Raw genomic sequence first — 11759 nt, 5'->3', positions numbered from 1 at the left:
ATGTTTCATAAATGGACTGAATACTTTAGTTGAATGATATACGGCATTCGAATAGAACTAATTTTTCCATGAAAAATTAATTCATTAAAACGAATAAGGAGGAGAATCTGTGAAAAAAATCTTGTGGATTGTTTGTTTGTGTCTAGTATTTGCTTATTCCCTGGAAGTCAATGGGCAAACCACTAGTAAAGGCGATATTCGTTTTTTCTACACAAAGAATCAGCCGAGAAAGCTACAAATTGATTATGTTTCCGAGTTTTATTTTGGACAGCAATCAATTCAAACAATCGACAAAGAATATTTCGCATTTTTACAGCCTTTTCGTGTGAAAGCAACAGGTAAATTGGAAAAAGGGCCCAATTTCATCCAAATTACTGATAACCGACAAACTTATACTGGTTGGAATTTAGAGCTGAAGCAAGAAAATCAATTTTCAGATTCTGAAGGCCGTATCTTAGATGGTGCAAGTATTTCATTTGAACATGGAAGAGCTGTCACAAATTCAACTTCAGAATTGCCTGATGGGAAAGAGCGTTTTGTGCTCTTTCCCAATGAGTCTGTAAACGTGATGCAGGCCAAAGAAGGTACTGGTGAAGGTTCATTTCAATTTGTTTGGGGGAAAGATGCTGAAGAAGGAGAAAAAAGTATTTACTTATCTGTTCCAGGTCGAACAATCAAATATGGCACCAACTATACAACCAATTTTCAGTGGATACTTGTTAGCGCGCCCTGGCAGTAAAGCCTAAAAATATTATTTTTGAATTTGAAAGGAAGTCTCATGAAAAAATATAGTGTACTATCACTTATTTTAGTTACGTTAAGTATTTTCTTCCCGTTAAGAGCTGCTCAAGCTTCTGAGTTTGCGTTTAATGTCGATCCGATTTTGCCGGAGAGCCAACGAAAAGGGCAATTGGGTTACTACGATATTCTTCTTGAACCGGGAGGAACACAAAAACTAGAAGTTGATCTATCAAATGCTACCGATAAAGAAGTAAAAATAAATGTTGGAATGACTAGCGCCAAGACGAATGATAATGGGGTAGTAGAATATTCGCCTAATGATTTACCACTACATGCCTCACAAAAGCATGATCTCGAAAAATTAGTCGACTATAAGAAAGTAGTCACCTTAGCACCTAAATCAAAAGAACGCTATTCCTTTACTGTAAAAATGCCTCAAGAAGAATTTCCTGGGATTATTGCCGGAGGAATTTCATTCCAAGAAGTTGATAGCGATGAAAAAGAGAAAAAGGATTCCGAAGGCATGGCCATCAAAAATAAATTTAATTTTGCAGTGGCTGTATTGATGCGACAATCAGAGGGAATCTCTGGAACAGGAGAATTGACCCTACAAAAGGCCGAAGCCAATCAACGGAATGTTAGGAATGTTATTCGTGGATACTTCAGCAATGATAAGCCGTTTTACATAAACAACTTAGCCATTGATGCGGCAATCTATAAGGAAAAAGACGGAAAAAAAGTTTATTCAGAGAAAACAGAAAATATGCAGATGGCACCAAATTCTGGATTCTGGTACAACATTCCTTTACAGGGAGAAGAACTAGAAGCTGGTGAATACCTTTATAAAGGAACTGCTTACGGAATAAAAGATAAAAATGGGGAATTTACTTTCGGGAAGGACAACGAAGGGAAACCACAGAATTATCAACAGAAATGGGAATTTGAAAAGAAATTCACCATTACTCAAAAAGCTGCACAAACCTACAATAAAAAAGATGTTGATGTCTTAGACGCTGCTCCGAACTATACATGGCTTTATTACCTATTAGGAGCGATTATTTTACTGCTTATCCTCACGATATTGCTATTGATTCGCAGAAAGGATAAGAAAAAAACGGATGAATAGACTAGTTCTCAGAACTATGTTGATAGGAGCATTGCTGGTTGCTATTGCTTTGATGGGAGTAGACAAAATAAAAGAGTGGTTGCTTCTTTATCATCAGAACACAGAGATAACGATCACTTCAAATTTAGCCAATACCCCACAACCAGTAGTCGAAGAGATCCAGCCTTTGCAGCTGTCCAGTTTTTTAGCAGCGAAGGTCCCAAAAACTACTGGCATAGGAACTATTGAGGTACCCGCTGCTGATATTTTTTTACCAGTTTTTTCAGGTCTAAAAAACGAAGAGCTCTTAATCGGTGCGGGTACCATATTTCCTGAACGAGAGCCATCCAAAAATAATTTAGTCATTTTAGGGCACTATGTTGGCAGTCAAAATTTTTTGTTTGGTTCGTTGAATCAGGTGAAAGTAGAGGACTCCGTATTCTTGCATTATCTGGGGAAAAACTATGAGTACAAAATAGTAGAGAAAAAAGTAATTGATGAACGAGACATTCAGGTTATGCAGGAAACGAAGAAACCTGAACTAACACTACTTACTTGCGACAGTACAAATGCAACGAGCAATCGAATTTGTGTGAAGGCTTGTTTAGTCAATGCAAAAAATTCTATTAATCAAAGTGATAAAACGATGAACAAGCGATATCTAGGCAAGCCAAAAGTGCCCTCAAATCAATTAATTCTTTCTAGTATTGGGTTGATATTTTTATTGATTCTTTTCTCTTGGTTTATTTGGATGATGACAGGCAGAAAGAAGGATTGAGATGAAAAAATATTACATACCAGTACTATTCAGTTCATTAGTAGCAATGTCTTTTTCAATAGGCAGTATTTCTGAAGCAGTCAGTAATCCAATTTTTAACTCGCAAAAACCGGCCGAAGAGATTGTTCCTGAAAAAGTTAAGAGGGAAGAAAGAAAAGCTAGAAAAAATAAACCTGTAGGCACGATGCTTGAAAAAGCAAAAGAGAGTGATTCAGCCGTGGTTATCCCAAAAAGAAAAGGAATATTAGCTACGAACGACCATTTTTTTGATTATCCAATCAATAAATTTCCTGTTCCTAGTGGTGATGGAAAAGAAAATATAGGGACGCTGAGCCAAATGGCTTATATGTTATCGGGAACTGTACTATTTGGACAAAAAGGACCCTTTTAAGTGGGGATGCAACTGGCTGTTTTATTATTTGGAGGAGCAATTAAGAGTGATTGAACAATTGATTGAAAAGAAAGACCTTAGAAAATACCACCTAATTAAATTATTGGAGATGGACCCATTTTTATCAAAGTCAAAATCTTTCATCAAAGACGAGTTCAAATTGTCAGAATATTTATTGCGAGTAACGATTGATAGACTTCAAGAAGATTGCTGTGAATTTGGGATTACAGAAGAATTCAAAATTACTGAAGACGATAGCATTATTTCTATAGAGGAATTGGGCGGTGTGACATCCAATTTTTTTCTAAAAAAGTACCTTCAAAAATCTATAGGGGTAAAGATGCTCTTACAGATTTTAATGGGAAAATTTGATTCGGCACCTGATTTTGCGAGTACCCATTTCACCAGCAACTCGATTGTCTACAAGTGGCTAGACAAAGTACAAGAATCGCTAAAACCACTAGATTTGGAATTAGTAAAAAAGAAGGGCAGTTACTCGATCGCTGGTAACGAACGCACGGTTCGACTGCTAGGTGTAAATCTTTTGCATCGGACGGATCTTGCGGGGTCACTATTTAGCGAACAAATGCTCATAAGAGCGACCCACATTGTAGATATTATTGAAAGAAACTATAAACCAATGCGCCCTTCACATAAAAATAGAATCATTAATTATGTGCTAATTGCTCTTTCTTCGGATAAAAGTACTAGAAAATTATCTAGAAGAATAAAAGAGAAGCTGATGAAATCAGAAACGTTTAAAGAATTAAAACAGCTTTTACTTGCGAACGGAATAAAAAAACTCTGTCAAGAAAATGAGCTGAATGAGTTCATAGGAATTTTGATATTGAATGAAGCTTTGCCTGAGCAGGCGGCGGAAGAATTAGTAAATGAAGAAATACAAAGTGATCTCATTGAGCTTTTTATAGAAAAGCTATTTCAGTCCTTTCCACAAATTTATACTTCTTCTTTAAAAAAGGAAATCACGAATAGAATGGCCCGAATTCATTTCAACGCGATATTCAGTGGAAAGGTCCTGCTTTTTGAAAATATTTTTGATTTGTCATATTTTCAAGAAAATTATCAAGTCGTTTTTGATTTTTGCCGGAGCTTTATTGCTACTCAAAAGAAAGCAAAGAACCTATTTGTTCAAGAGCATGCAGTCTATTTATACTATCACTATCTATTAATGCTCGTGAATTGTTTGTCACCGGAAATGCTTCAGAGTGCCATCAATATCACGATTGATTTCTCTTTTGGTGAAGAATACAACCTTTTCATAAAAAGAAGCATTAAAAATATTTGCAGCCACTTGAACCTCGATTTTCAACCGACGTTAATGAAAAATACTGATGTGCTGCTAACAGATTCCAATAATTTAGACAATAGTAAATTGAATAGCACGTTAGTTATCTATTGGCTGGAGCCGCCTCGCGCGATTGATTGGTTTAATTTCGTTAACATCCTCATCAAAAAAAGAAGAAGTTTTGATTAATAAAGTAGCTTTGTTAAGTAACTATAGAAGGAGAGAAATAAAGGAATGCAAATTCTAATTTTAACCAAAAACATATTAGCTGAATACGATATTCAACATAGACTTCAAATCTTGAGCCATGAAGTCTATTGTTCTGCTCACTTACTGACGTTGTTAAAAAAAGGAACACGGATAAGCAATTTTGATTTGGTTATATTAAGCAATACGTTATCAGATCAAGAGGCTATGGAAACTTTAGAGAATTTGAAAAAAATGAAGCGCCCGATTTTACGAAAATTTGATACAGAACAAACCCTAGAAGTTGAAGAGTTCTGGATGAATCATGAAGTGGATGGGCTAATTACATCTCATTCGTTGGAAGTGATTAGAGAAGTCATTACAAAGAAATACTTAGCCAATAAGACATTCAATCAAATGAACCAATTATCTCCATTAAACGAGACAAATCATGTAAAAATAAAACGAACAATTTCAGAATTGAATCTATCAGCAATGGAGCATAAGTTACTTAAATACCTTTATTTTACAGAAGGGAAAATTGCTTCTCGGGATGAGATCTGCGAACATTTGTGGCAAGGAGGAACAACGCAATCTAAGTTATCTTCTTTATCCGTGTTAATAAAGAAAATCCGAAAGAAATTACAGATTCGAAATATTCCAGAAACAATCATTCAAACAATGTGGGGCAAAGGATATCAAGTAACAAGTGAATTCTATGAATTCTTATGTATCCAGTAGCGTGAACTATCAACGAAATAACTAAGCGCTCAGAATGACTATCTGAGCACTTGGTCCTGCTTTTTCCTCATAGAAAATCTAAACAACCTCGTTTTTTCTATTTTTCAATTTATCGGAATATAAATATCCGTCAAACTTTTTTCCTTTGAATTTCTAGGCGGTTCAGTTACGTACAATTCAAACGGAACGGCATCGCGAACTTTTCGTTCATCCTTAAACAGCCATTCTTGATACATATACTGCCACGCATCCCCATATTCCTTCGTGGATAGTTCAAAATGTCCAACACCGAATTTTCCTGAAATACTTGATAAACAAATATTGCCGGTTTCCTGAAGGGGCCGATCATTTGGAATCGTCATGGCAACGCTTGTACGTAAATTTTTCGCGTCAGTAATAAATGGATTGTCATCGTAAATGGTTAATACCTTGGTCTCATTTTCGATAATGAGTTCATTCTTTGTCGCAAACTCAAATAGTTCGTTGAACATTTTGCGGCTCTGTTTTCTAAAGGCGGCATAGCTTCCTCTGAAACGAATGTAGATGATGTTCAAGTTCTCTAAATTTTCTATGGTAATGCTTTTTGGTTCGATCATTTTCATGTCCTCCTTTTCGAATAACTTCATTATTCCATGTTTCTATCAGAAGCTCTTGTCATTTCTTGCTGTTTCCGATAGCTGGAAGGGCTGACGCCAAAATGTTTTTTGAAGGCTCTGCTGAAGGAACTCGCATCGTTATAGCCGTAGCTTAAGGCAATGTCGGTTAATGAAATAGAAGAAGCAATACATAGAAAAATAGCCGCACGTTCTAGCTTAAATCTAGTCACAAATTCCTTTAATGTCTCCGATGAATATTTTTTAAACATTCGATGGAAATGAAATTCTGAAAAATGCGCGTTTTTGGCTAGATCACTCAAAGAGATTGGCTCCGCGAGATGCTGTTCGATGTAGTCTTCAGTTTTATTAATTAACCGCAGGTAGTTTTGTTCCGTTGAGTCCGCCATGTTTTCTTGCTCCTTTTATGTCGTAGGTCATTCCGCTGAAACAACTCGGAACTTGACTGGTTTCGTTTCTTTCATTCATTATAGAAGACTGTCTGCCTTTTTACGAATGCTCTAGTTAATATTGAGGGGAAGTTAAGCATAGGATTTTACTTACTATTAGTAAGACGTTAAGGTAATCTCAAGAAACGAATAACGACACTCGCTGGCGTTGTTCCTTACAGGAGGTTTTAACCATGACAGTGATTATTCCCACATTTCAATTAAGTGCCACCGCACACATGGGCCGCGTGGCATTGAAAGTAGCAAATTTAGAAAAAATGACCCGTTTTTACCAAGAAGTGATTGGGCTGCAGGTCTTAGAACAAAGCGCAATTCAAAGTACTTTAGGTGTTGATAATACGGTACTACTAGAATTACATAAGGTGCAAGAGCCGCTGCCTTTGACACCAAAAACCGGTTTATATCATGTAGCTTTTTTATTACCGACTCGAAAAGATTTAGGAAATGCGCTGCGTCACTATTTGACGATCGAGGCGCCTTTGATTGGTGCTAGTGATCACGGCTATAGCGAAGCCATTTATTTAAATGATCCCGAAGGTAATGGAATCGAAGTCTACCGTGACAAGCCGCAAAGTGAATGGGATGTTCGTGCCGATGGTGAGATTGTTGGTGTGACTATCGAGATGGATGCCGAAGCGGTCATCGCCGCGAGCGATGGTGCAGGGGAAGGATTTCCAGCAGGAACGACGGTTGGTCATGTGCATTTAAAAGTAGCGGATCTGATACAGACGGAAAAATTTTATACAGAAGTTTTAGGGCTATCCTTGAAGAATAATTTTGGCAATCAAGCCAAATTTTTTGCGACGGGGGATTATCATCACCATATCGGGTCCAACATCTGGTTAGGGAAAAATATTCCTGCCATGTCTGAACAGGATTTAGGCTTGGATTATTTTAGCTTCGTCGTACCCAATCAAGCAGAGTTGGATCGTTTAGAAGAACATTGGAAAAATCAGATCAATTATTCCAAAGACGAAAGCGGCAGTTTGACCGTCGTCGATCCAAACGGTATTACCATGAAGTTTGAAAAATAAAACAGAAGAACGGTCGGCGAAGAGTAGAAAGCTGATTTGAAAAAAACATTAATAGGAAGTGGTTGCAGATTCATTTGCGACCACTTTTTTGTCTAGATTTCGAATTAAGGGTGTGTTTTGATTGCCTTTAACGATATAATTCTTATGAAAAGATTCGATCATTTGAATAGCTGGAAACATTGATATAATCACGATGCTTGTCATTCGAGCTTGTCTTTTTCAGAGTGCTTTGGTATCTTGCTTGTAAGTTGTCTTATCAACAGGTAATTTTGATTTAGGGGGATGAAGTATTGCTAGGCGAAAAATTAAAAAAACAACGGCAGTCAATGGGATTGACTCAACAGGAGGTGGCAGATCATCTGCACGTCTCACGACAAACAATCTCCAATTGGGAAGTCGGACGGAATTTTCCAGATATTCCGATGATCATTTCAATTAGCGATTACTACCAAATCTCCTTAGACGAATTGTTGAAAGGTGATGAACAATTAATGGATAAAATGAAGAAAGACGCAGAGCTCATCAAACGAACCAAGCGAAGAAAAATTTTTGACGCAGCCTTTGTGGTGATTTTGTTGCTGACGGTATTTTTTTCTTTTGTGATGAGCCGGATACCGGAGCTTGCGAACCAAAGGATATTGCCGATGCTTGTTGTAGGAATCGTGTTTCTTTTTACGATCCTGCGCTTCTTTTTAATTATTCCCAAAGACGATAAAGTCAGTGGAAAATACGCCCCGATAATCATTCCGAAATCATTTGGTGTCGGCTGGGCGATCAATCCTTATCATCCGTTGGGGTTAGCGTTGTTGATCGGAATACTTATAGCTATTGAGTTAATGATCTTTTTTGGATGAAAAATTAATCAAACTAAACGAGAAATAAGAACCTAAACACTGGATATAATTCGGTGTTTAGGTTCTTATTTTTTTATGTGGTCATTTTCCAATGAGGACTTCATGTCAATTATTTCGATAATGGACGACCACGTCTATTTTGAACCGGATGGGCGTTTTGTTTGCCCTTCACTTTATTTTTAGATTGTTGCTGCGAGTGTTCAAAGGTTTTCTTTTTCTTCTGATGAAGAAAATCCTCCAGCTTCGCCTTAGGCTGTGTCATGAATGCTCCTCCTTTCAGCAAAAATTGCAGTTAGCAGTCAGCAATTAATTTCATAGAAATCAAATCCTTTCGTTGTTCTATCTTTAGTATAAAGGAGCGATGCATAGGCGGAGGAACGAGTTTTTTTATAAAAAAAGAAAGAGCCGGAATTCGCTCTTTCTTAACATTGTTTTTTGATTGTGCGAATGATACGTTGGATACTTTTGATATCCATGTAATAGCTGCCAGCGAGCTCGCGAGTACTTTTCCCGAGCTGATACTCCTGATAGATCTGTTGATTCCTTTGTCGAAGCAACTCTTTACTAGCAGTCTTGCTGCCCCAAGGCAAACGCTCTGTTGACCTCTTGGGGATATAAAGGATTGTACTATTCACATATTTTTGGATCTCTTTTACGATTTCCTCTGGTAGAAGTTCGAATGCGTTCTGATAAGCCATCTTTTACCCTCCTAATAAAGTAGAATTTAGGATTCAGCAAAAGCTCTTCAAGCATTCCTGCCAAGCTTTTGCTAGGCTTTAATAATAATTACTCCCATTGTAATGCTCCTTTCGGGTACTATAGCATATTGGTTGAAAAGGAAAGCATTGTGTAAAGAAGAGCATCCCAGAGAAAAAGGCCATTCCAAAATCATAAGGTGGTGCTTAGTGAGAAATTCATATAATCAGTTTGGAGTAGTATATTTTCGGTTGTGGTAATATTTTTTTGGGATGAAATAATAACTTAGCAAAGACAATCGACAATGAATTTGTTTTTTATAAACGGATCAGCTGAATTAATAAAAGAATTTAATTGTCAATTTGAGACTCAATTATTTCAAAGAGCAATTAAATAATCTATATCAGATAGTAATGAAGCAATAAGTTTACGATTAGTTACTTATGAAATAAAATTGATTTTTTCTATTAATAAAAAGTTTAGCTATTTGATGAGAAAGCTATTTCGAGAATCTAATCATTTTAAGGAGATTGCTGTTTCAACAATTTCAGCAGTATTGTTAAGGAACCCAATATAAGAAGTAGTCTTGATCGTAGTGCAATTATTTGAAATTAGAGGTGTAGTTAATAGTTTTTGATTTAAGACATACAACGTCTGAGTTAATGACTTTTTCGGTTTGTAATGATAGATACTATACCAATAAAGGCGATAATCAAATATCTTACACACGTTCGCAAAAAGCTATTAAAACCTATAACTATTTTTGTTATTTGCACTTAGCGAAAGTTATAAAAACATTTGTTTTTTCACTTATGTTTTGTTTTAATAATTATTGTAGACGTTAATAAAAAGGAGTACACTGAGATGGCAAAACAAAAAATTCGTTTTAATTATTTTGAACCACAATTAATAGTTGAGAACAATGAGTTAGTGACATGGGATATGAAAAAGTTTTTAGATGCAATACTGAATAATAAGAGGTCCTTTAATGCCTCTGTTTTTTTAGGCGATGAAGTATCTGATTTAGAATGGAATAGTTGTGGTTATGATTATGCAAATAATTTGTATTATCTGCAGTTATCAAAGCTTAGATCTAAAAATATTCCTTCAAGAAAGAAAATTAATCAAGATAAAGAGGATATAAACTTAGCTGATGACGAATATTTAGGAGAATTCAACTTATTAATTTATGATCCTCGTACAAATGTATTAGTTACTCAAGGGAATTTTTATGGTCTTAATGTTAAACAAATCGCTTTAACATTAAGCGGATTGCGAATGAGAGTAAATGATTTGAATCATGAGAGAGACGGAGATGTTCCTTACGTTGTAAACTTAGCACCGATTATTGATAGTAATGCTATTGAAAAGGTAATGCAAAATGAGATATATCGAAAAATTACAATAAAAGGAGCAGATTTTAATGAAATAGCTGATGAAGAATTGGATTCAGATGTTTTAAGCAGATCAATTGCAGCACTATCAGAAGTTCATGGAGTAAATTTTGAAGTAACTCTTTCGATGGCAAAAACAGGTAAGAGCGAAAGTTTAGATTCTGAGGAAGTACGTCGAATGATTCGAGATGTTTTGAAATTGACTAGGGAAAAAGATTTGGATGTTGGTATGCATGTAACCTCGAGAAGAGATATAGAAAGTTCGATGGAATATATTGATTTATTGACACCAAAGCTTAGTTCAGAGATAGTACTAGAAGTACAAAATCGATCTACAATTGGTGCCGAGTACATTTTCAATGGATTTAAGGAGCAAAATTACTTTGCAGCTGGAATATCTATGCAAAATAAATTAATTCGTTTGTTGCCAAGATAAAGAATAACAGGGTGATAATATGAAATTAGAAAAAGCAAGGAAAGTTTTAAAAAAGGGGGATTTAGTTGATAAAGTAGATTATTTTAGGTATGTTTTAATAATTTTTATTTGTCTTTTTCTAGTCTTTATATACAAAAACGGTTATATGTTGAGCATTCGAGGAGCTATTAGTGATACGATATCCTTTTCATCAATAATCCTAGGTATTCTTGGATTATTGATTGGATTATTAATGAGTTTGAAAGAAGATTCTATTTTTTTCAGAAGAGCTAAGAAATTTGATTTGGATTCAAATATTTATAATACATTACTTGAAAGACTAAGAAACGCCTTTTTATACAATATTGTTTTAGTTTTACTCTCAATATTTTACTGTTTTGTCATTCCAAATATGCCCTCGTTTGTTAAAAGTATGGGTCTATTTTTCTGGTTCTTTCTATTTACTATTGTTTCTTGGGATGTATTTTATCTGGTATGGATAATTGTAAAGATATGTACTTTTAAAGATAACGATAATAACGGTAGAAGAAGAGTAAATTAGCGTATATTCTATGCTAGTTTTTATGTATTAAACAGGAAGTAACTAGTCCAATTTTTCTTGGGTATCTAAGTGTATGAACTTACAATCTTATGTATGTGATTTAGTAATTACTTCAGAAAAGAGCTCAACTCCTTATAATGCAAGGAGTTGAGCTCTTTTTTCAGGCTCTAAGTCAAATCGTGTTGTTCTCATTAAATCACTGAAAGGAAATGCTTCGGCGTTTCCTTTTTTCTTTTTGTTTTTTTGCTCAAATAATGTCGCAAAGATTCTGTTGAATCAGAATTCGCATACGAAGGTGGCGAAAGGTTCTAAAACCGAATGCCACTCTCTTAATCACTTTAATCAAGTTATTCTTCCCTTCAAGTTTTCCGTTCGAATAGGGGTATTTTAACGCATTGATAATCGCTTGTTTGTGTTTGTTTAAGTAAAGAATCGCTTTTTTAAATGCTGGATCAAGCATCGGAGGTAAGTGATCAATGCGTTCGTAAAAGTC

General features: G+C 35.5%; 15 protein-coding genes. 10 read left to right on the top strand and 5 right to left on the bottom strand.

Translation table 11 applies throughout. The features are described 5' to 3' along the window. The first annotated feature begins 109 nt into the window (after window positions 1–109). From OMU_RS20080 to OMU_RS20055, 6 genes are read left to right on the top strand one after another with little or no spacing between them, the layout of a single operon-like run. On the top strand, window positions 110–739 hold the full coding sequence (locus OMU_RS20080; protein ID WP_016181693.1) for a WxL domain-containing protein: 630 nt from the start codon (window positions 110–112) through the stop codon (window positions 737–739). A gap of 39 nt (window positions 740–778) precedes the next feature. Next, window positions 779–1867, top strand: a complete 1089-nt coding sequence (locus OMU_RS20075) for a WxLIP family cell surface protein (RefSeq protein WP_016181692.1) — start codon at window positions 779–781, stop codon at window positions 1865–1867. Next, window positions 1860–2624 carry a class A sortase gene (locus OMU_RS20070; RefSeq protein WP_016181691.1) on the top strand — a complete coding sequence of 255 codons (765 nt, stop codon included), beginning with the start codon at window positions 1860–1862 and terminating at the stop codon, window positions 2622–2624. The genes OMU_RS20075 and OMU_RS20070 overlap by 8 nt, the downstream gene beginning before the upstream one ends. Window position 2625: 1 nt before the next feature. Then, on the top strand, window positions 2626–3015 hold the full coding sequence (locus OMU_RS20065; RefSeq protein ID WP_016181690.1) for a hypothetical protein: 390 nt from the start codon (window positions 2626–2628) through the stop codon (window positions 3013–3015). Window positions 3016–3061: 46 nt separating this feature from the next. Next, on the top strand, window positions 3062–4510 hold the full coding sequence (locus OMU_RS20060; protein WP_016181689.1) for a helix-turn-helix domain-containing protein: 1449 nt from the start codon (window positions 3062–3064) through the stop codon (window positions 4508–4510). 45 nt (window positions 4511–4555) lie between these two features. Then, the gene (locus OMU_RS20055; protein WP_016181688.1) at window positions 4556–5248 is read left to right on the top strand and encodes a winged helix-turn-helix domain-containing protein; all 693 of its coding nucleotides are present in this window, start codon (window positions 4556–4558) and stop codon (window positions 5246–5248) included. A gap of 104 nt (window positions 5249–5352) precedes the next feature. Here the strand turns inward: OMU_RS20055 and OMU_RS20050 are convergent, their stop codons facing one another. Both OMU_RS20050 and OMU_RS20045 read right to left on the bottom strand, forming a co-directional pair. Continuing rightward, complete coding sequence (locus OMU_RS20050) at window positions 5353–5844, bottom strand: AraC family transcriptional regulator (RefSeq protein WP_016181687.1); 492 nt, start codon at window positions 5842–5844, stop codon at window positions 5353–5355. A gap of 29 nt (window positions 5845–5873) precedes the next feature. Next, window positions 5874–6251 carry a helix-turn-helix domain-containing protein gene (locus OMU_RS20045; protein WP_016181686.1) on the bottom strand — a complete coding sequence of 126 codons (378 nt, stop codon included), beginning with the start codon at window positions 6249–6251 and terminating at the stop codon, window positions 5874–5876. 233 nt (window positions 6252–6484) lie between these two features. Here OMU_RS20045 and OMU_RS20040 point away from each other — a divergent pair, with 233 nt between their 5' ends. Together OMU_RS20040 and OMU_RS20035 are read left to right on the top strand one after the other, a co-directional pair. Further along, the gene (locus tag OMU_RS20040) at window positions 6485–7345 is read left to right on the top strand and encodes a VOC family protein (protein WP_016181685.1); all 861 of its coding nucleotides are present in this window, start codon (window positions 6485–6487) and stop codon (window positions 7343–7345) included. A gap of 290 nt (window positions 7346–7635) precedes the next feature. After that, the gene (locus OMU_RS20035; protein WP_016181684.1) at window positions 7636–8199 is read left to right on the top strand and encodes a helix-turn-helix domain-containing protein; all 564 of its coding nucleotides are present in this window, start codon (window positions 7636–7638) and stop codon (window positions 8197–8199) included. Window positions 8200–8308: 109 nt separating this feature from the next. Here OMU_RS20035 and OMU_RS23500 read toward each other — a convergent pair whose 3' ends face one another. After that, complete coding sequence (locus OMU_RS23500; RefSeq protein WP_016181683.1) at window positions 8309–8461, bottom strand: hypothetical protein; 153 nt, start codon at window positions 8459–8461, stop codon at window positions 8309–8311. Window positions 8462–8621: 160 nt separating this feature from the next. Next, window positions 8622–8897 carry a CD3324 family protein gene (locus tag OMU_RS20030; protein WP_016181682.1) on the bottom strand — a complete coding sequence of 92 codons (276 nt, stop codon included), beginning with the start codon at window positions 8895–8897 and terminating at the stop codon, window positions 8622–8624. A gap of 862 nt (window positions 8898–9759) precedes the next feature. On the opposite strand from OMU_RS20030, the gene OMU_RS20025 reads away from it, so the two are divergent. Together OMU_RS20025 and OMU_RS20020 are read left to right on the top strand one after the other, a co-directional pair. Then, window positions 9760–10725 carry a DUF6731 family protein gene (locus OMU_RS20025; protein ID WP_016181681.1) on the top strand — a complete coding sequence of 322 codons (966 nt, stop codon included), beginning with the start codon at window positions 9760–9762 and terminating at the stop codon, window positions 10723–10725. 19 nt (window positions 10726–10744) lie between these two features. Further along, window positions 10745–11266, top strand: coding sequence for a hypothetical protein (locus OMU_RS20020; RefSeq protein WP_016181680.1), 522 nt, complete (start codon window positions 10745–10747; stop codon window positions 11264–11266). A gap of 247 nt (window positions 11267–11513) precedes the next feature. Here the strand turns inward: OMU_RS20020 and OMU_RS20015 are convergent. Beyond that, on the bottom strand, window positions 11514–11759 hold a 246-nt coding region (locus tag OMU_RS20015), incomplete at its 5' end, for an ISL3 family transposase (protein ID WP_016178671.1).

Source organism: Enterococcus avium ATCC 14025 (assembly GCF_000406965.1).
GTDB classification, from domain to species: domain Bacteria; phylum Bacillota; class Bacilli; order Lactobacillales; family Enterococcaceae; genus Enterococcus_A; species Enterococcus_A avium.
The sequence above is the reverse complement of the archived record's forward strand: the minus strand, read 5'-3'. Positions and strand labels throughout refer to the sequence as shown.